Source organism: Janthinobacterium sp. SUN137 (assembly GCF_030587265.1).
GTDB lineage: Bacteria > Pseudomonadota > Gammaproteobacteria > Burkholderiales > Burkholderiaceae_D > Janthinobacterium > Janthinobacterium kumbetense.
On the sequence record NZ_JAPWHZ010000001.1, the window covers coordinates 870,470 to 888,984 of the forward strand.

An 18,515-nucleotide genomic window follows, 5' to 3' on the forward strand; every position below is an offset into this window, starting at 1 on the left:
CCGCAGCCGCCCGGCGATGCCGGTTTTCACCTGCGCCGGAGGCCCGCTTGAGGGCGCTGCGGCAAGAGTAAGTATTTACTCAAACGAATAGAAGACGCGGAACGGGACTTTCTTCTCGGCCCAGTAGTCGGCCGCGTCGCGGAACACGTCGAGCAGGATCTCGCGCGCTTCCTTGTCGAATTTTTGCGTATTTGGCAATTGCTCGAGCACCACCAGGAAGCCGGTCTGCGTGCCCGCCTTGAACATGGTATCCGTCAGGCACAGGCGCAGGGCGTCGAAATTCTTCGCCAGGTTCTTCGGAAACAGGAATGCTTCTGCAATAATGCCGATGACTTGTTGTTTGGTCTGTCCAGCGTTGCAATGCGCATATAAAAAGTGCTGCCCGAGACGGATCGCCTCGTCTTGTAATTCGGTCACGCGAAAGGCACGGATGGACTGGACAAGGTTGGGCGGCACGGTTAGTAACAAACTCATTTTTCCCTCAAATCGACCTGTTATGTATGGATATCTTCTAGCTGCTCTTCTTATTGCATCCCCGCACGCGGGTCAATGCGCACGCGGTGATTCGATCTGTATCAACTTTTATGCGATTCAGTGCGATTTTATATAAGCCATACGCGTATTAGGGTAACGTGTTGTCCTGCATGAATCAACCCGAATATGATGTCAAACGCAAGATTTGTTACAAACCGCTGGTTTCAAGTCACTTCAACATCTTGTATCGATTGAAAGTGCATGTTACAGACTGTGGGGCAAGGGGCTTGGGCTGTTACATTTTGTTGCCACGCGAAACACTTGTCGCCGCCCGGCGGGATTACTATAGCCCCAAGTTGTAAAAAATACCCTGAAAGATTCTCTAGATAACGAGGTTACAAATGAACTTGCAAGCCAAATTGATGATGTCAGCCCTTTGTATCGGTGCATTGCCACTCGCCCAGGCCGCCGACTTTGAAGATTTCGGCAAGGTCGTGCGCGTCGTGCCGCAAGTGGAACAGATCAATCGTCCACGCCAGGAATGCCGTACGGAATACGTGCAAGTCCAGGCACCGCCGCAACAGCGCAGCGCTGGCGGCTCCATCGTCGGCGGTATCGCCGGCGCCCTGCTCGGCAGCCAGGTCGGCGGCGGCAATGGCCGCACGGCTGCGGCAGCCGCTGGCGCGATTGCCGGCGCCGTCGTCGGCGACCGTGTCGACAACCAGAACAATTACCAGGGCGGCATGCAGGAACAAGCCGTCAAGCAATGCCGTCAGGTCGACCACTGGGAATCGCGCAACAATGGCTACCAGGTCACCTACGACTACCGCGGCCGCAACTACACGAGCATCATGTCCTACGATCCGGGCGAACGCATCCGTCTGCGCGTGTCGATCGAGCCTGCTCAACAGTAAGCGCGGCAACCGGCCCGTACCATGCCAGCCCCAGCGGCTGGCATTTTTTATGGCGCCCCGGCACGGGCTATAATGCGGCACACTTTCAGGCCGCCTTATGCTTATCAAACGAAAATCCATCGAACAAGTCGAATCCTCGCGCCCTGCGCGCAAGCCCCGCTACGCCCCTGTCACCCTGTCGGAAATGGACGGCGTGCGCTATCTGCATTTCGGCACGGAATGGGTGCAGGGCGCCATGCGCATCCGCAAGCCGGACTGGCCGGAACTCGAATACGCGCAGCAGATGATGGCGTGGATGCTGTGGATCGAACAGCCGCAGCGCCTCGCCCAGCTGGGCCTGGGCACGGCCGCGCTGACCAAGTTCTGCTACCGCCAGTTCCCGCAGGCACAGGTCGAGGCCATCGAACTGAACCCGTCCGTCATCACCATCTGCGCCTCGATGTTCAAGCTGCCGCCCAACGACGAGCGCCTGCACGTGCGCGAGATGGATGCGCTCGACTACGTCAACGACGAGGCCAACCACGGCACGCTGGACGCCCTGCAAGTGGACCTGTACGACGCCACGGCGCGCGGTCCCGTGCTCGACAGCGCCGAGTTCTATTCCGCCTGCTGCGCCTGCCTGGCGCCGCACGGCATCATGACGGTCAATCTGTTTGGCGACCACCCCAGCTATGCAAAGAACATCAAGGCGATGAAGTTTGCGTTCGAACAGGTGATCTGCCTGCCGGAAGTCCATGATGGGAACGTGGTGGCCATCGCTTTCAAGACGAAAGTGGCACTCGATGCCGAAGCGCAAGCCGCCCTGCTCGAGCGCGCCAAGCAGATCGTCGCCGAGACCAAGCTGCCCGCCAAGTCCTGGGTCAAGGGCATCGTCAGCACCCTGTAACCGCCGGCAAGTCCAGGCAAGGCCGGCAGCCCGGAAAGGCGCCGGCCATGCCCGCATCCCCTCCTTCTCCCGATACGCCGCTGCAACTGCCGCAACTGCTGGCCTGGCTGCAGGAAGACGGCTTGCTCGACGCGGCGCAAGCGGCCGCCATCGACGCCCAGGCCGCCCTGCTGCCGGCGCCGGCCCTGCATCCGCTGTGCAGCATCGCCCACGGCGCACTGACGCTCGACACCCTGTGCGCCTGGCTGGCGCAACGCGCAAGCCTGCCGTATGTACGCATCGATCCCCTGCACATCGATTTCAGCCAGGTGGCCGACGTCATGACGGCCGGCTATGCGGCCCGCTTCAACATCCTGCCCGTGGAAAGCACGCCGGAGCGCATCGTCATCGCCACGGCCCAGCCGTACGCGCTCGCTTGGCAGGCCCAGCTGGGCAAGCTGGCGCCGCGCAAGCTGAGCCTGGTCATCGCCAATCCGCTGCACATCGCCGATGCCATCGCGCAATTTTTCAGCCTGGCCAGTTCCGTCAAGGTGGCCCGGCAAGCCTCCACGCAAGACCTGGCGCTGCGCCAGAATGTCGAACAACTGGTGGAACTGGGGCGCAACAAGGGTAACCTGGACGCCAACGACCAGCACGTGGTGCGCATCGTCGACTGGCTGTGGCAATACGCGTTTGCCCAGCGCGCCTCCGACATCCATCTGGAACCGAAGCGCGACGCGGGCCTCGTGCGCCTGCGTATCGACGGCCGCCTGCACCAGGCCTACCAGTTGCCGCCCGTGGTCTTGCTGGCCATGACGGCGCGCATCAAGTTGCTCGGACGCATGGACGTGGTGGAAAAGCGCCGTCCCCAGGATGGCCGCATCAAGACGCGCAATGCGCAGGGCCAGGAAATCGAACTGCGCCTCTCGACCTTGCCCACGGCCTTCGGCGAAAAGCTCGTCATGCGCATCTTCGACCCGGAAGTGGCCGTCAAGAGCCTGGCCGAGCTGGGCTTTCCACCCGCGGACGCCGAACGCTGGCGCCAGCTGACGACGCGCACGCACGGCATCGTGCTGGTGACGGGCCCGACCGGCTCGGGCAAGACCTGCACCCTGTACAGCACCCTGAAGGCGCTGGCCGGCAGCGAAGTCAATGTGTGCACGGTGGAAGACCCCATCGAAATGGTCGAACCGGCCTTCAACCAGATGCAGGTGCAAACCCAGGCCGGCATCGAACTGTCGTTTGCCGATGGCGTGCGGGCGCTGATGCGGCAGGATCCCGACATCATCATGGTGGGCGAAATCCGCGACCTGGCCACGGCCGAGATGGCCATCCAGGCCGCGCTGACGGGGCACCTGGTGCTGTCGACCCTGCACACCAACGACGCGCCCTCGGCCGTCATGCGCCTGCTGGAACTGGGCTTGCCCGCCTATCTGCTGGAAGCGTGCCTGGCCGGCGTGCTGGCGCAGCGCCTGTTGCGCTGCCTGTGCGCAGCTTGCAAGCAGCTGGACGCCGCCCCCGGCGCCGCTGCCTGGCAGCGCCTGACGGGCGGCCAGCTGGAACGGCCGGCCGCAGCGTACCGCCCCGTCGGCTGCGCCCTGTGCCGGCACAGCGGCTACCTGGGGCGGGCCGGCATCTATGAACTGCTGGGCGTGACGGAAACGTTCGGCCAGCTGGTCAAGGCGGGCGCCGACCTGCACGCGCTGCGCCGCCAGAGCCTGCTGGACGGCATGACGCCGCTGCGCATCGCCGGCGCGCGCAAGATCATCGATGGCACGACCAGTCTCGACGAAGTGCTGAAGCTCACGGCGGCCCTGCCTTAGCAGGCCGGCACTTTCTCGCAGGAATGCTTTGCATTCTTTTTCAACTGATATATAATGCGGCCTCTTTCGGGTCGTTAGCTCAGCTGGTAGAGCAGCGGACTTTTAATCCGTTGGTCGCAGGTTCGAATCCCGCACGGCCTACCACGAATGCGCAGTACTAAAAAGCCAATCCTCCGGGATTGGCTTTTTTCGTTTCCAGCCCCCGGTTATACTGGCCCTTCGTCTTGCCAGCCCTGAAAGAAAAGCATGAAACTTGCCGCCACCCTCTTCCTCCTGGCCTGCGCCTGCCTGTCCGCACAGGCGCAAACACCCATCGTGCTCGACGGCCAGTACAGCGCGCGCACGGACGAGATGAGCCTGGAGATCATCGGCAACCGCGTCTGCTTCGTGCCCGACAAGGCGCAATGGGGCCGTTTGCCCCGGCCTGCCGCCGCGCACGATGCGTGGTTTTGTTTCAGCAACGATGGCGAGGCGCGCCGGCTGCTGCGCGTGCCCGCGCGCCAGGCCGACAATTGCGGTTGGCAGGCGCGCGCGCGCATCGTCATTGATATGTATCAACCGTATGTGGAGCAAGGCGACGGCAACGACATGGCGCGCCTGGCGTCGGTCGTCAAAGTGGCGCAGCCGAACGCCATCGCCTGCGAATAAATCAGTCCAGTTCGTATTCCTGCAGATAACGGGCGAACAGTTCCCCATCGGCCAGCGGGCACACAAACCCCGCGCCCCAGTCGGCCAGCAGCAACCGCTCTTTCAAGGGCAGCAGCATCAGCTCAGGCATGCCATCGCTGCACCACAGGTCGCACACGATGCCCTTGTCATCCAGGCCGGCGAACAGGATTTCCGTGTGCTCGCCGCCGAAGGCCAGCACGTTCTTGCATTCCACCCGGTAACTGCTGTAGCCCGTGTAGACGGCGTCGTAGGGCGGCAAGGCGTCGGCCAGCGCCAGGCGCAGCTGGTCCGCCGTCATGCCCAGCGCGCGCAGCGGCGACGGCGGCGCCTCGGGCACGTACATGTCCGTCCAGCCGGCGCCGCTGCGGTGCGCGTCGGCGAACGCCTGCTGCTCGCCCATCTGCGTCAGACAGTGCTGTAAATTATCCAGCGGTAACAGTTCGATCATGCAAAAATCGTCTTCGTGGTAGTACGCTTCCCGCATGGCTCAATTCCCCAGCAAATCTTGCAGTTGCACATTGCGTCGCGACGTCAACCGGCCGGCCCAGGTCTCGCTCGTCACGGCTGGATAGCGCACGGCACCAAAGTTCATCCAGGCATCGCGGTACGCCAGCCACAAGCGCTGGGTGGCGCGGATGCCATCCTTGCCCACAGCGCCCGCATGGGTTTCCGCCGGCTTTTTCATGAGCTTGCCGTAGATGGCGTTGAGTTCCTTGTCGAGCGCCGCCGCCTGTTCCTTGGACATGCTTTCTGGCAACTTGCCCGCTTCATACTCGCGCAGATCGTGCGCCAGTTGGTCGAGCTCGGCCGTGCGGGCGGCGATGCTCAGGGCGGCGCGCGCCGTGCCGCTCAAATCCGTTTCATTCGCCGCGCGCGCGTCGGCAAACTTGCTTGCCGCCGCCTGCAGCTTTTGCAGCGACGCTTGCGCCACGGCCGGCATGGCCGCACTGACCTTATCTGTCGCCTGCGCGCGCACGCGCTGCTTTTGCCGCGCATCGATGGCGCTGCACACGCCCATCATGTAGCCGCTGGTGATGTCGTCGCACAGGTCGATCATGCCGCGTCCGCTGGCATTGATCTGCTGCAAGTGTTCGATGCGCCCCCGCATCTCGGCCGGCGCCGCATCGATGCTGCACGCATACTTCAGCGCCAGCAACGGGTCTTTCTGCACGCCCTGTCCATTCTGGTACAGCATCATCAGCACGGCGCTGTTCTGCGTGGCCATGGCGCAATGGCGCGCGGGACGCCAGTCGGCCGGCTTGGGCGAGGACATACTCTTGGTATCGTAATACAGGTCCGTCGCCTGGCATTGCTGCAGCGACGCCACGGCGGACGGCGCCGGCAAATCGGCGGGCGGCGGCGCCGCATCCATGACCTTCAGGCAAGCCGCATACCAGGCCGTGCTTTCCGCGTGCCCCACGCCCATGGCGCTGGTATTCGGGTACGGTGCGGCGGCGGCGGCAAAAACCGGGGCGGCCAGCAGGCAGTTCGCGCCCAGCAATAGCGTTTTCAATAAGGGTAGACTAATTTTCATGTTGAATCGGCGCCAGCGTGAGTAAAGCGGCAAGTTTAACTGATCGGATACGCCCCACCCGTCCGCCATGCGTGCGCCGGCCTGGTAAGTAACGGTACACAGCCTTGGCAGTGCAGGAAACGATGGGCAATAATGTTGCCCGCTGTACTTTTTTCACTACTCCGGACCACGCCCATGACCTCACCCCGTCTTCGCCGCTCCCTCGGCTCGCTGCTGATCGCAGCGGCCTGCGCCTCGCTGGCAACGACCGTCCACGCCGCCGATACCAAGGCCACCACCCCAGTTGCCGCCACGCAGGCCAGGCACGCCATCACGCATGAAGACGTGTGGCTGATGAAACGGGTGGGCGCGCCCGTCGCCAGCCCCGATGGGCGATGGGCCGTGTTTTCCGTGGTCGACAGTGCCTACTCTAGCCAAGACCAATCGTCCGACCTGTGGATCAAGTCCTTGCTTGACGACAGCGCCCCGCGCCGTTTGACGTTCTCCAAGGGCGGCGAAAGCGCCGTGGCCTGGTCGCCGGACAGCCGCCAGCTGGTCTTCGTTGCCAAGCGCGACGGCGATGAAGCGGGCCAGATTTACCGCCTCGACGTGGCCGCCGGCGGCGAAGCGCAACGCCTGACCTCGCTCACCCTGGGCGCGCGCATGCCGAAATGGAGTCCGGACGGCAAGCAATTGCTGTTCATCAGCGACATCTATCCAGGCAACAAGACGGAAGCCGACGTCAAGCAAAGCGCGAAAGAGCGCAAGGAACGCAAATACAGCGCCCGTTCGTATGAAACGACGGCGCCCCGCTATTTCGACAAATGGCTGACCGACAAGCAAGTGCGGTTGTTCATCGTCGATGCGCAGCCTGATACGAAAGGTGAAAATACGCCGCGCGACATCCTGTCGGGCACGCAACTGGTCACTCTGCCGGGCTTTGGCGGCGGCCAGGGCGACGAGGGACAATCGCTGGACGCCGTCTGGACGCCGGACGGCAAAGCCGTCGTCTTCAACGCGGCCACCAACCGCGATGCGGCCCAGCGCGAAGCCGTCTACTCGCAACTGTACTTGCTGCCCGTGGCGGGCGGCGAAGCGCAGCGCTTGACGCAGGACAAACATAGCTACGGTTCCCTGAAATTTGCCGCCGACGGCAAGACCCTGTTCGCCCTCAGCGACGCGCAAACGCCCGGTAAAGTGTATGACGTGAAGCGCCTGGCCAGCTTCGCCTGGCCGATGAGCAACCCTGCACCGACCATCCTGACGGCCAAGCTGGACCGTTCGATTTCGCGCTTCGTGCTGCCCGAAGGCGGCAAGCGCGTCCTCTTCAGCTATGAACATGCGGGCCTGGAAAAGCTGTACTCGATCGACGCCAGGGGCGGCGACGTGCGCGAAGAGCCATCCTTGCCGACGGGCACCATCAACTCGCTGAGCAGCGGCGGCAAGGCTTTGGTCGGCGTGTGGGAGTCCGCCATCAACCCGCCGGAAATCTATGCCTTCAACGGCAAGCAGCCGAAACGCCTGACGGCTTTCAACACGGACAAGGCGAGCAAGATCGACTGGCAGGCGCCCGAGCACTTCTGGTTCACGACGGCCGACGGCCGCCAGATCCACAATATGCTCGTCAAGCCGGCCAATTTCGACCCGAACAAGAAATATCCGCTGTTTACCGTCATCCACGGCGGCGCGGCCAGCATGTGGCGCGACCAGTTCGTGCTGCGCTGGAACTATCATTTATTGGCCAAGCCCGGCTATGTCGTGCTGCTGACGGACTACAAGGGTTCCACCGGCTATGGCGAGGAATTCTCGCGCTCGATTCAGTTCGACCCGCTGAAGGGCCCGGGCGACGAAGTCAACCAGGGTGTCGATGAAGCCATCAAGAAATATCCATTCATCGACGGCACGAAACTGGCCGCCGGCGGCGCCAGCTATGGCGGCCACCTGGCCAACTGGCTGCAAGCGACCACCACGCGCTACAAGGCCATCGTCTCGCACGCGGGCGAAATGGACCTGATCATGCAGTGGGGCACCAGCGACGGCGGTTTCGGCCGAGAAACGAATGCAGGCGGCCCCGTCTGGTCGAACCTGCCCGTGTGGCGCGACCAAAGCCCGGTCATGCAAGCGGGCAATCATGAAAAAGGCACGGGTTTCACGACACCGATCCTGATCACCGTGGGCGAGCTCGACTATCGCGTGCCGGCCAACAATGCCTTGATGAACTTTGCCGTGCAACAACGCCTGAACGTGCCGGCGAAACTGCTGGTCTTCCCGGACGAAAACCACTGGATCTTGAAGGGCGAGAACAGCCGCTTCTTCTACAGCGAACTGGAAGGCTGGCTGGCCAAGTACTTAAAATAAGAACACCACAGAACAGTCCATGGCGGCGTTGCATTGCCTAGTCGTACTATTCGTACTGCCTTCGGCAATGCGCCTTGCCCTGAACGTGTTCTGAGGCGTTCTTGAAATCTTGAAAAAATGAAAAAGCCAGGCTCCGCACACGCGGGCCTGGCTTTTTTCATGCGGGCTGGGCGGCGGCCACGGCCGCCTTCTGGCGTTGAATTGCCAGCACCATCAGCGCGGCCACGAGGCAGGCGGCGCCAGCCGCGAACAGGGCCGGGTTGTAGGTCAGCATCAGGGTGCGGATACGGCCCGCCCCATACGCGGCCACGGCGGCGCCCAGCTGGTGGCCGGCGAAGATCCAGCCGAACACCATGCCCGCCCGCTCCCGGCCAAACGTGGCCCCCACCAATTTGACGGTGGGCGGCACGGTGGCGATCCAGTCCAGGCCGTAGAACATGGCGAACAGCGACAGGCCGTACAAGGTAAATTCCGAATACGGCAGCCAGAACAGCGACAAGCCCCGCAAGCCGTAGTACCAGAACAGCAATTTCCGGTTGTCATAGCGGTCCGACAGCCAGCCCGACAGGATCGTGCCGAACAGGTCGAAGGCGCCCATCATGGCCAGCACGGACGCGGCCGGCACGGCGGACAGGCCCGAGTCGCCGCACAGGGAAATGAAATGCGTCTGGATCAAGCCGTTGGTGCTGAGGCCGCAGATGAAGAAGGTGCCGAACAGGATCCAGAAGGTGCGATTCGCGGCAACACTGCGCAAGATCAAAAAGGGCGTGGCAAACGTCATCTTCGCTGCTGGCGGTGGCGCCAGCGGCGTGGCCGGATCGGCGCCATACGGACGCAAGGCCACATCCTGCGGACGGTTGCGCATGCACAGGAAGGCCAGCACGGCGACGATGGCGCAGGCGGCAAACACGGGCATGACGGCCGTGCGCCAGCCGTAGTGCTCGATCAGCCAGGCGCCCACGGGCAGGAACAGCAGCTGGCCCGTAGCCGAGCTGGCCGTCAACACGCCCACCACCAGGCCCCGGTGCGTCTCGAACCAGCGGTTCGCCACCACGGCGCTCAAGACCAGCGCCGTCATGCCCGAACCGAGGCCCAGCAAGATGCCCCACAGGGCCACCAGGTGCCAGAACTGCGTCATGCGCGTGGCCAGCAGCATGCCGGCGGCGATCAGGCCCAGCGCCACGCAGATGATATTGCGCAAGCCGAGGCGCTCCATCAGGATGGCGGCAAACGGGCCCATCAAACCGAATAGCACGAAGCGCACGGCCAAGGCCGAGGAAATCTGCTCCGCATCCCAGCCGAATTCTCGGCTCAACGGTTGCATCAGCGCGCCCGGCAAGCCCAGCGCGGCCGACGAGGTTAATGCCGTGAGAAAAGTGATGGCGACGATGACCCAGGCAAAGTGGATGCCGCGCCGCTCCAGCCATTGCGAAAAAGGATAGGAAAGCATGCAGTCCCCATGAGAAAAGAGTTAGCCCAGCACCGCCTGCTGGCGGGCTTTTTCCCATGTTATATTATGATCGTAATTTATACAATCAAAAAAAGCTGGAGCTGCACTGCTGCGTGCGGCTCCAGCCCTGGCCTTAACATCTGTACAAAATGCGCTTACTTCACTTTCAAGCCATTCTTCACATCCGTCACGCCTTCCACGCCACGGGCCAGGTCGGCCGCTTTTTTCACTTGCGCCTGGGAAGGCACGAAGCCGCTGAGCATGACGACGCCGTTCACCGTTTCCACGTGCACATCGAGCGCTTTCAAGTCATTGTCCTTGACGAGGTCAGCCTTGATCTTGGTGGTGATGACGGAGTCGGCCACGGCCGTCTTGGTGCTGCCGGCCGCGTTGCGCGTCACGCAGGCGGCCTTGGCCGTCGCATCCATGGCGTCGCAATTTTCCTTCGTCGTGGCGGGCGGATTTTGCGCCACATTGGTGCCGGCCCTGGCGCCCGTTTTCGCATCGGCCAGGGCCGCCGTTTTCGCCGCCTTGGCATCGTTCATGCACGTGGTTTTATCGGCGCCAGTGCGGTCGCCGCACTTGGCCCTGGCCAGGTCATACTCTGCATTGGCGACGTCCTTGCGGGCCTTGCCCAGCTCGCGCGGCGTGTTGCGGTACTGGGCCACGGCGTCCGAATCGGCCTTGGCGCGCGCCACCCTGGCTTCTTCCACGCAGACTTTTTTCGCGTTGCCGCTGTGGCTGTCGCAGGCGGCCTTGGCCTGCTTGTAATCATTTGAAGCCTTGTCCGTCAAACTCTTGTATGAGGCATCCTGCGCATACGCGGGCGTGGCGGCAAGCAGGGCGCTGGCACTGGCGGCCAGCATGAGTGCGATCATTTTGTTCATGATGGTTCCTCTCTGGTTAATTGATGCCCAGATTAGACCCCTGCCGGACGCAAAACTCCGTGCGACAGCACACGCTGACAGGCCATCCGCGTGAAAAATCATGTTTATTTGTCGCCGCTCAAGCCCTTCCGCCACAATACTTGCGCCTGTTCAAATGGTGAAGCGGAGTCATCAAATGCACCCGCGCCATCGGCCAGCGCCAGCCATGCCTGCGTGGCGTGCGAACCATCCACGGCCTCGCCAGCCGCGCGCACGCCGCGCATCCAGGCCAGCACCTCTTGGTACTGGCCGGGGTGGCGCCCATGCATCCAGGCCAGGGCCACCAGATCCGCATAGCCCTCTTCGCGGCGCGTCTCGCGCAACTCCTGCGCCAGCGGTGTCAACCTGCCCCGCTGCATGCTGAGCGGCTCGACAAAGCCTCGCGGCAAGGCATGCCAGTCGCCCTGTGCATAGCGCTGGCAATGACCGATCTCATGCGCCGTCATCGCTTCGATCATCGCGCCATGGCGCGCGGGCGGCACGCCTTGCAAGACGGTATCGGCCATGGCATTGCCGCGCAAGGACAGCACCAGCTTGCAGCGCCCGGCTGCGTAGCCCAGCGCCAGCGGCACGGCGCCGGGCGCCTCCTGCGGCTGCACGATGATATCGATGGGCAAACCTTGCGCCCGCGCAAATGCGATCACGGCTTGGCCCGCCTGCAGCCAGCGGGTTTCCAGATCCGTGAGACTGGCGGCAGCCACGGCAGGCAAAGGAGACAGGGCGATGAGCAAGCTCATCAGCAAAAGCGGATTGGGCATGGGGGCGACAGGACAAATGGGGCAGCAACCATTGCAGGGTAAGCGGCGCGGATATTTCCACAAGGAAAAACTGGCAACTTTTCATAAATAAAGACGAAAAAAAACCGGCGCAAAGGCGCCGGCTTTTCACACTGACAAGAATCAAGCTCGGGCTTATTTCTTCGCCGCCTTGTCCAGCGCGCGGGCCGTGACGAATTCCGGACGGATATCGTTCGGCACGGCCTTCATCTTGTCGAGCGCCACCTGCACTTCCGGGCGGATGACCACGTATTTGCTCATCATCGCTTGCGCGCGCGCATAGTCGCCCGTCGCCTCGATGGTCAGAAATTCGCGGTCCAGGTCGATCACGGCTTGCTTGATCTTGCCAAAATCGACGCCGAACTTGCCATCGCCCAGCGACACAAAGCCGCCCTTGTCGAGGATGTAATTCATCTGGATGGCCATGCCGCGCGCATGCGAATCCGTCAAGCCGAAATGCAGGGTGCGGAAACCGGAAGCGAGGAAAGTGTTGTACAGCTTGCGCTCGGCCACGTCGCCCTGGCCCAGGGTATCGTTCAACTGGCCCTTGTCCATCATGTAGCGCAGCGCAAACAGGCCCGTGATGTCGGCCTTGGCTTCTTCGATGGTGGAATACGCTTCCTTCAAGTCCTGGCGCGGCGTCGATGGCTTGCCGTCGACGATGGTGGCGTGCGGGCCCAGGCCGTGCATGATTTCATGCGCGAGGATGTGCGTGAAGAAGGAATTGAAATCCACGTCCTGCTGCGCTTCGGGCGTGAGCACCAGTTTCGAGATCGGCGTCAGGGTGGCCTTGAACTTGGCTTCCTGCACGTTTTTCAGCATGACGCGCTTGGAGCCGCGCGCGCTGATGATGCGCTCGTCGTTCGGCAGGTTGTAGGCGGCCGTCTGCACGGCCATGTTGCCGTCGCCCGCGCCATACACCTGGTTGACCACCACCATCGGCGCCAGCGCGCCCACTTTCGGGTTGCGGTACTGGGCGTCGAGCGGCAGGTTGTCTTCCAGCTCCTGCATGTGCTTGGCGAAGAAGTTCAGCTTTTGCGTTTCCGCCTGGTCGCGGATGTTCACGTAGGCTTCGAAGGCGGCCTTGTAGCCGAACAGCTCGTCGTTATACGTTTCGTACGGGCCGATGGTGATGTCGACGGGCGAATCGAGGTCCATCCAGGCGAAGTCGGACGGCAGATAGTCGTTGTCGAGGAAAGCCTTGGCGCGCAAGGTCAAAAATTTCTTCAGCGATGCATTGTCCGTGGCGGCCGCCGCTTCGTCGAGCAGCTTGGCCAATTGCTTCAGTTCCACCTTGTATTCATCCGAATATTTTACTGTGTGGTATTTGCCGTCCTTGCCCGCGCGGATGGTCGTGAAGAACCACTGCGCCTGCTGCTTGTCGTCCGCCGGCAAGCCGTTCATCCACGTTTCCAGGCTGGCCTTGGTGGCGCCCTGCGGATAGAAATTGCCCGCTTCCGGCTTGTGCGCGGGAATCGTGATGCCCGCATAGCTGGCCGGCATGAACGAGGCGTGGGCGTCGAGCACCGACCAGGGACCCTTGTTGATCCAGAAATAGTTCAGACGGGCCTGGCCCAGCGCCGACTTGTCCTTCTTCAAGGCCGCCCACAACGCTTCATTGCCGGACCAGCGCTGGCGCAGCTGCAGCACGTCGACCAACTTGGCCGCCTCGACCAGCTTGGCGATGGCCTGGCGGTCGCCTGCGGACAGGTGCGTGACATCGGCCGTCAGCGCGACGGGCGCATAGCGGGCACTCATGCTGGTCAGTTGTTGCGCGGTGGCCGGTGTTGCCGGCGTGGCTGCCTGTGGCGCGGCGCAGGCGCTGCCGACGGCAGCGGCCATCAGCAGGGGAATCAGGATGTTTTTCATGGGGCCTCGGTGTATGGTTCACAGCAAGCAAGCGCCCCGCACCATCACGGCGCGGCCGCTTCCTTGTTCAGCCTGCGATTGTCCCACCTGCCCCATGGCATGGCAAGCGGCTTACCAGACCTTGTACACCTGCCCCGTCTGCGCCCCTTCCACGCTGCGGCTGTAAGCCAGGGCCACGCGGCTGGCGGCGACCGGTTCGAAGCCGTAGAAGAAGGGGCCATACGACTCCAGCGACTCTTCCAGCACCGTGGGGCTGACGACATTGATGCGCACGCCGCGCTGCAACTCGATGGCGGCGCCCCGCACGAAACCTTCCACGGCCGCGTTGGTCATGGTGGCGGCCGTGCCGAAGCGGATGGGCTGGTCGGCCACGATACCGCTCGTGAGCGTGATCGAGCCGCCGTCGTTCAGGTATTCCTGCGCCACCAGCGCCACGTTGACCTGGCCCATCAGCTTGCTGTCCAGGCCCAGCTGAAATTGCTCGGGCGTAAATTCGGCCAGGGGGCCGAAATGCAGCTTGCCGGCCGTGACGACGACGGCATCGACCTTGCCGATGCGCTTGAACAGGGCGCGCACTTGCGCGATGTCGCCCATGTCGGCCTGGTGCGTGCCGCTGCGGCTGCCCACTTCGATGATTTCATGGCGTTGCGCCAGTTGGGCGGCGACGGCCGTGCCGATGGTGCCGCTGGCGCCGATGATAACGATTTTCATGATGCTTCCTTGTCTGATTGAACGATGGAGCCAGTATGCGCCGCTTACAAAAAGGAATAAATACGCTAGAATTTACAAGATTACTAATCTACAGTTTGCAATCAAGGCGCCATGGATAAATTGCGCAGCATGGAAATTTTTGTCGCCGTCGTCGATGCGGGCAGTTTCACGGCCGCCGCCGAGGCATTCCAGATTTCGCCCGTGATGGTGGGCAAGCACATCAAATACCTGGAAGAACGGCTGGGCGCGCGGCTGCTGGCGCGCACGACGCGGCGGCAAAGCCTGACGGAAATCGGCCAGCAATATGTGGAGCAGTGCCGCCAGATTTTGGCCAGCATCCATGCGGCCGAACGGGGTGCGGAAGCCATGCGCACGGCGCCGCGCGGCAAGCTGAAGATCACGGCGCCCGTGTCGTTCGGCAGCGAGTGCATCGCGCCGCTGCTGGCCGACTACCTCGATGCGTATCCGGAAGTGAGCCTGGAATTGAACCTGAACGACAGGACGGTGGATCTGGTGGAAGAAGGATTCGACGCCGCCATCCGCATCGGCAAACTGGAAGATTCCGCCATGGTGGCGCGCGCGCTGCGGCCGTATGCGATGGTGATCTGCGCCGCGCCCGCCTACCTGGCCAGACACGGCACGCCGCGCACGCCGGCCGACCTGGCGCGCCACGAATGCCTCGATTTCATGCAGTGGACGCGCCATGTGCGCTGGCGCCTGGCCAGGAGCGGCGACGACGACGGCAGCCCCGTGCGCGAGAGCCGCTTCCGCTCGAACAATGGGCAGGCGCTGCGCGTGGCGGCCCTGCACGGCTTCGGCATCGTCATGCAGGCGGAAATCCTGATGGCCGGCGATATCGCCGCCGGCAAGCTGGTGCCGCTGCTGGCCGACTACGTGCCGGCGCCGCGCCCCATGCACCTCGTGTATGCGCGCGACCGCCAGCCCACGCCGAAGCTGACGACCTTCATCGATTTTCTGCTGGAACGCTACGGGCCGGCGGCGATACCGCCGCCGGCCACGCTCACGTAACCGGGAAGCCTAGTTGGCCTTTGCGGCGGGCGCCGACGCCAGCTTGGCCAGTTCGCCGTCCGGCTGCCAGCCGGCACCTAAAGAGCGGGCCACGGCGACCGTCGCCAGCAGGCGCTGGGTCTTGATCTGCGCGGCGGCGCGGTCCGCCGCCAGCGAGCTGCGCTGCGCATCGGTCACGTCCAGGTAGGTCGAGATGCCGCGCTCGTAGCGCGTGCGCGCCACCAGGTAGGCGCGCGCCGCCGCTGCCTGCGACAGGGCCTGGGCGTCGCCCTGCAACTGGCGCTGCTCCACGTCGGACAGCGCATCTTCCACTTCGCGCAAGGCCGTCAAGAGCTTGGTTTCATGGTTCGCCACGGCTTCCGCATAACGCGCCTTGGACAAATCCAGGTTGGCCTGGTTGCGGCCACCGTCGAAGATGGGCAGGGACAGGGCCAGCGGACCAAAGCTGAACTGGCGCGAACCGCCCTGCGCCAGGTCGCGCAGCTTTTCGGACGCATAACCGAAATTGCCCGTCAATTGCAGCGACGGGTAAAACGCGCCTTCTGCCACGCCCACCTGCGCATTCGCCGCGCGCAGGCCCGCCACGCTGGAGACCAGGTCCGGACGGTGCGCCAGCAGGCTGGCAGGCAAGCCGACAGGGATACCTGGCGGCAGCGGCAAGGACGACGGCTCGGCGGCCACCGGCAGCTGCAGCGCCGACGGCGGCTTGCCCGTCAGGGTGGCCAGGCTGTTTTCCAGCTGGTTGCGCTGGCGCTTGACTTCATGCAGGTCGGCTTGCGCGTTCGACAGTTCCACTTTCGCGCGCGCCAGGTCCAGCTCATTCGTCAGGCCCGCGTTGAAGCGCGCCTCGACCAGCTGGGCCGATTCGCGGCGCGTGTCGAGCGCACCGTTCAAAATCGCCATTTCCGCGTCCAGCCCCCGCAGCTGCCAGTAATTGCTGGCCACTTGCGCCGACAGCATCAGCAGCACGCCGTCGCGGTCCGCCTGCGCCGCCAGCGCCTGCGAGTCCGCCGCTTCGACCATGCGTTTGACGCGGCCCAGCAAGTCGACTTCATACGACAGCGTGCCGCCGACGGAAAAATTGTTGCCGCTGATCGAGCGGTTGCCCAGGGCCAGGCCCTGCGAGGTGTTGGCCGAAGTGCGCGAGTTCGAGATGCCCGTGCTGACGTTCACGCTCGGGCCCTGGTTGGCGCGCGCCGTGCCGCTTTGCGCCAGCGCCTGCAGCAGGCGTTCGCCGGCCGCTTTCACGCTCGGGTTGTCGCGCAGCGCGGCTTGTTCCAGCCGGTTCAGGGTGTCGTCGCCGAACACGCTCCACCATTCGGCCGGCAATTGCGCGGCGTCCGCGCTACCCGCGCCGTGGCGGAACGTGGCCGTGTCGATGCCGGCCAGATTGGCGGGCGCCTTGAAATCCTGGCCCACGGTGCCGCAAGCGGCAAGCAGCACGGCCAGCGAGGCGGCTGCGGCGATTTTGGTCATAACTGTGTTCATGATGTGTACCTTCTTGTTCTTGAGGTGCTGCACGTGCGGCCTGTGCGCGGTCAATGACCGCCGCCACCGCCACCGGGGGCTTTGAGTTTGTCGGCCAGCCACAGGGGCACGATACAGGCCAGCAGGATGGCGCCGACGAGGAAGAAGCCGTCGTTGTAAGCCATCACATACGCTTCGCGGCGCACGATGCCGTCGATCGCCTGCAAGGCCTGGTTGCCGGCCGTGACGGCGTCATAGCCCTTGGCCATGAACGAGGACGTCAACTGGTCGATGCGCAGCTGCGTGGCGCTGGAATACGCGTTGATCGCTTCACCCAGGCGCTGCGAGTGAAAGTGCTCGCGGGTGCTCAGGGCGGTGGCCAGCAGGGCGATGCCGATCGAGCCGCCCAGGTTGCGCGTCATGTTGAACAGGCTCGAAGCGGACGCCATGTCCTTCGGCGCGATGCCCTTCATGGCGAAGTTCGACAGGGTCAGCATGACGAAGGGCTGGCCCAGCGCGCGCACCACCTGCGACCACAGCAGCTGGTCGTAACCGGTGGAAGCGTCCATGTAGGCATTCATCATGCACGAACCGCCGAACAGCAGCAGGCCGAACGAGCACAGGATGCGGTTGTCCACCTTCGACGACAGCTTGGCGACAAACGGCATGATGAACAGCTGCGGCAAGCCCACCCACATGATGACTTCACCGATCTGCATCGGCGAATAGCCGGCGATCTGGCCCAGGAACAGGGGCAGCAAAAAGGCCGAGCCATACAGGCCCATGCCCGTCACGGCCGACAGCACGGTGGCGACGAGAAAATTGCGCTGGCCGTACAGGGCCAGGTTGACGAACGGTTCGGCGCGCGTGGCGCTGGTGACGACCCAGCCCAGGATGCCCGTCAGGGCCAGCGCGGCGAAGGCGATGATGAAACCCGAGTCGAACCAGTCCTTCGAATTGCCCTCTTCCAGGAAGATGGTCAGGCAACCGAGGCCCAGGGCCATGAAGAAGATGCCCAGCCAGTCGGCTTTCCAGAACAGCTTCAGTTGCATCGGCTCCTTGTCCAGGCCATAGATCATGCCGGCAATCAGCAGCACGCCCGGTACCCAGTTGATGTAGAAGATCGAAGGCCAGCCATACAGCTCGGAGAGGTAGCCGCCCAGAGTCGGGCCCATGGCCGGCGCCAGGGTGGCCGTCAGGCCGAAGATGGCCATGCCGACGGCGCGCTTCGACGCCGGCAGCTTGAGCATCACCAGGGTGAACGCCATCGGTATCAGCGCGCCGCCCGTAAACCCTTGCAGCATGCGGAAGACGATCATGCTTTCCAGGTTCCACGCCGCCCCGCACAGGGTGGAGAACAGCAGGAAGAAGGCGGTGGTGCCGATCATGTAGGTACGCAGTCCGAACACGCGCGCCAGCAGCGCGGTGAGGGGAATGACGATAATTTCGGCAACCAGATAGGCCGTGGAAATCCACGAGCCCTCTTCCTGGGTGGCCGACAGCGAGCCAAGGATATCCTTGAGCGAGGAGTTCGTGATCTGGATGTCGAGCACCGCCATGAAGGCGCCCAGCATGCCGGCGGCGACCGCCAGCCAGGTGCGCCCGGAGACTTTCTCGTCGATCACGGGAAACGCTGGCGGCTTCGCCAGCGTGGTGGAGGAGCTGCTCATG

The 18,515-nt window shown here is 63.4% G+C and carries 17 protein-coding genes and 1 tRNA gene; 8 read left to right on the top strand and 10 right to left on the bottom strand.

All coding sequences use genetic code 11. The annotated features are described in order from the left end of the window. Window positions 1–75: 75 nt before the first annotated feature. The gene (locus tag O3298_RS04045) at window positions 76–474 is read right to left on the bottom strand and encodes a barstar family protein (protein ID WP_034747450.1); all 399 of its coding nucleotides are present in this window, start codon (window positions 472–474) and stop codon (window positions 76–78) included. Between the two features lie 401 nt (window positions 475–875). On the opposite strand from O3298_RS04045, the gene O3298_RS04050 reads away from it, so the two are divergent. The 5 genes from O3298_RS04050 (at window position 876) to O3298_RS04070 (ending at window position 4,724) form a co-directional block, all read left to right on the top strand. After that, complete coding sequence (locus O3298_RS04050) at window positions 876–1,388, top strand: glycine zipper 2TM domain-containing protein (protein ID WP_034785134.1); 513 nt, start codon at window positions 876–878, stop codon at window positions 1,386–1,388. Between the two features lie 97 nt (window positions 1,389–1,485). Continuing rightward, entirely contained in the window at window positions 1,486–2,274 is a 789-nt protein-coding gene (locus tag O3298_RS04055; protein WP_289903846.1) for a spermidine synthase, read from the top strand. A gap of 47 nt (window positions 2,275–2,321) precedes the next feature. Further along, complete coding sequence (locus O3298_RS04060; protein ID WP_305058565.1) at window positions 2,322–4,076, top strand: GspE/PulE family protein; 1,755 nt, start codon at window positions 2,322–2,324, stop codon at window positions 4,074–4,076. 68 nt (window positions 4,077–4,144) lie between these two features. After that, window positions 4,145–4,220: transfer RNA gene (locus O3298_RS04065), tRNA-Lys, on the top strand. 102 nt (window positions 4,221–4,322) lie between these two features. Further along, window positions 4,323–4,724, top strand: a complete 402-nt coding sequence (locus tag O3298_RS04070; protein WP_305058566.1) for a hypothetical protein — start codon at window positions 4,323–4,325, stop codon at window positions 4,722–4,724. Between the two features lies 1 nt (window position 4,725). Here the strand turns inward: O3298_RS04070 and O3298_RS04075 are convergent, their stop codons facing one another. Together O3298_RS04075 and O3298_RS04080 are read right to left on the bottom strand one after the other, a co-directional pair. Then, window positions 4,726–5,193: a hypothetical protein gene (locus O3298_RS04075; protein WP_305058567.1), complete on the bottom strand. Its 468-nt coding sequence runs from the start codon at window positions 5,191–5,193 to the stop codon at window positions 4,726–4,728. A 39-nt stretch (window positions 5,194–5,232) separates the two neighbouring features. Next, complete coding sequence (locus tag O3298_RS04080) at window positions 5,233–6,279, bottom strand: lysozyme inhibitor LprI family protein (protein WP_305058568.1); 1,047 nt, start codon at window positions 6,277–6,279, stop codon at window positions 5,233–5,235. Between the two features lie 174 nt (window positions 6,280–6,453). Here O3298_RS04080 and O3298_RS04085 point away from each other — a divergent pair, with 174 nt between their 5' ends. Further along, on the top strand, window positions 6,454–8,616 hold the full coding sequence (locus O3298_RS04085; RefSeq protein WP_305058570.1) for a S9 family peptidase: 2,163 nt from the start codon (window positions 6,454–6,456) through the stop codon (window positions 8,614–8,616). Window positions 8,617–8,773: 157 nt separating this feature from the next. Here the strand turns inward: O3298_RS04085 and O3298_RS04090 are convergent, their stop codons facing one another. The 3 genes from O3298_RS04090 to O3298_RS04100 form a co-directional block, all read right to left on the bottom strand. Next, window positions 8,774–10,066, bottom strand: coding sequence for an MFS transporter (locus tag O3298_RS04090; RefSeq protein ID WP_305058571.1), 1,293 nt, complete (start codon window positions 10,064–10,066; stop codon window positions 8,774–8,776). 155 nt (window positions 10,067–10,221) lie between these two features. Then, window positions 10,222–10,953 (bottom strand): BON domain-containing protein, encoded by a 732-nt coding sequence (locus O3298_RS04095; protein ID WP_099666781.1) that lies wholly within the window; start codon window positions 10,951–10,953, stop codon window positions 10,222–10,224. A gap of 104 nt (window positions 10,954–11,057) precedes the next feature. Further along, on the bottom strand, window positions 11,058–11,729 hold the full coding sequence (locus O3298_RS04100; protein ID WP_305058572.1) for a hypothetical protein: 672 nt from the start codon (window positions 11,727–11,729) through the stop codon (window positions 11,058–11,060). On the opposite strand from O3298_RS04100, the gene O3298_RS04105 reads away from it, so the two are divergent. Then, complete coding sequence (locus tag O3298_RS04105) at window positions 11,716–11,841, top strand: hypothetical protein (RefSeq protein WP_285817169.1); 126 nt, start codon at window positions 11,716–11,718, stop codon at window positions 11,839–11,841. The two genes, O3298_RS04100 and O3298_RS04105, sit on opposite strands and share 14 nt — an antisense overlap. A 62-nt stretch (window positions 11,842–11,903) precedes the next feature. Here the strand turns inward: O3298_RS04105 and O3298_RS04110 are convergent, their stop codons facing one another. Then, window positions 11,904–13,637, bottom strand: a complete 1,734-nt coding sequence (locus O3298_RS04110) for a hypothetical protein (RefSeq protein ID WP_305058573.1) — start codon at window positions 13,635–13,637, stop codon at window positions 11,904–11,906. Between the two features lie 111 nt (window positions 13,638–13,748). Beyond that, entirely contained in the window at window positions 13,749–14,348 is a 600-nt protein-coding gene (locus O3298_RS04115) for a short chain dehydrogenase (RefSeq protein WP_099666779.1), read from the bottom strand. Window positions 14,349–14,459: 111 nt separating this feature from the next. Between O3298_RS04115 and O3298_RS04120 the strand changes: the two genes are divergently transcribed. Beyond that, the gene (locus O3298_RS04120; RefSeq protein ID WP_305058574.1) at window positions 14,460–15,377 is read left to right on the top strand and encodes a LysR family transcriptional regulator; all 918 of its coding nucleotides are present in this window, start codon (window positions 14,460–14,462) and stop codon (window positions 15,375–15,377) included. Between the two features lie 9 nt (window positions 15,378–15,386). On the opposite strand, the gene O3298_RS04125 is transcribed toward O3298_RS04120, so the two are convergent. Both O3298_RS04125 and O3298_RS04130 read right to left on the bottom strand, forming a co-directional pair. Then, the gene (locus O3298_RS04125) at window positions 15,387–16,853 is read right to left on the bottom strand and encodes an efflux transporter outer membrane subunit (RefSeq protein WP_099666777.1); all 1,467 of its coding nucleotides are present in this window, start codon (window positions 16,851–16,853) and stop codon (window positions 15,387–15,389) included. A gap of 62 nt (window positions 16,854–16,915) precedes the next feature. Beyond that, window positions 16,916–18,514, bottom strand: a complete 1,599-nt coding sequence (locus tag O3298_RS04130; RefSeq protein WP_077408028.1) for a DHA2 family efflux MFS transporter permease subunit — start codon at window positions 18,512–18,514, stop codon at window positions 16,916–16,918. Window position 18,515: the final 1 nt, after the last annotated feature.

Excerpts from the sequence above, each read along its gene's own strand:
- O3298_RS04085 (WP_305058570.1), top strand. The coding sequence starts at position 6,454 with ATGACCTCACCCCGTCTTCGCCGCTCCCTCGGCTCGCTGCTGATCGCA.
- O3298_RS04130 (WP_077408028.1), bottom strand. The coding sequence starts at position 18,514 with ATGAGCAGCTCCTCCACCACGCTGGCGAAGCCGCCAGCGTTTCCCGTG.
- O3298_RS04075 (WP_305058567.1), bottom strand. The coding sequence starts at position 5,193 with ATGATCGAACTGTTACCGCTGGATAATTTACAGCACTGTCTGACGCAG.
- O3298_RS04080 (WP_305058568.1), bottom strand. The coding sequence starts at position 6,279 with ATGAAAATTAGTCTACCCTTATTGAAAACGCTATTGCTGGGCGCGAAC.
- O3298_RS04045 (WP_034747450.1), bottom strand. The coding sequence starts at position 474 with ATGAGTTTGTTACTAACCGTGCCGCCCAACCTTGTCCAGTCCATCCGT.
- O3298_RS04070 (WP_305058566.1), top strand. The coding sequence starts at position 4,323 with ATGAAACTTGCCGCCACCCTCTTCCTCCTGGCCTGCGCCTGCCTGTCC.
- O3298_RS04100 (WP_305058572.1), bottom strand. The coding sequence starts at position 11,729 with ATGAGCTTGCTCATCGCCCTGTCTCCTTTGCCTGCCGTGGCTGCCGCC.
- O3298_RS04055 (WP_289903846.1), top strand. The coding sequence starts at position 1,486 with ATGCTTATCAAACGAAAATCCATCGAACAAGTCGAATCCTCGCGCCCT.
- O3298_RS04105 (WP_285817169.1), top strand. The coding sequence starts at position 11,716 with ATGAGCAAGCTCATCAGCAAAAGCGGATTGGGCATGGGGGCGACAGGA.
- O3298_RS04090 (WP_305058571.1), bottom strand. The coding sequence starts at position 10,066 with ATGCTTTCCTATCCTTTTTCGCAATGGCTGGAGCGGCGCGGCATCCAC.
- O3298_RS04060 (WP_305058565.1), top strand. The coding sequence starts at position 2,322 with ATGCCCGCATCCCCTCCTTCTCCCGATACGCCGCTGCAACTGCCGCAA.
- O3298_RS04120 (WP_305058574.1), top strand. The coding sequence starts at position 14,460 with ATGGATAAATTGCGCAGCATGGAAATTTTTGTCGCCGTCGTCGATGCG.
- O3298_RS04115 (WP_099666779.1), bottom strand. The coding sequence starts at position 14,348 with ATGAAAATCGTTATCATCGGCGCCAGCGGCACCATCGGCACGGCCGTC.
- O3298_RS04095 (WP_099666781.1), bottom strand. The coding sequence starts at position 10,953 with ATGAACAAAATGATCGCACTCATGCTGGCCGCCAGTGCCAGCGCCCTG.
- O3298_RS04050 (WP_034785134.1), top strand. The coding sequence starts at position 876 with ATGAACTTGCAAGCCAAATTGATGATGTCAGCCCTTTGTATCGGTGCA.
- O3298_RS04110 (WP_305058573.1), bottom strand. The coding sequence starts at position 13,637 with ATGAAAAACATCCTGATTCCCCTGCTGATGGCCGCTGCCGTCGGCAGC.
- O3298_RS04125 (WP_099666777.1), bottom strand. The coding sequence starts at position 16,853 with ATGACCAAAATCGCCGCAGCCGCCTCGCTGGCCGTGCTGCTTGCCGCT.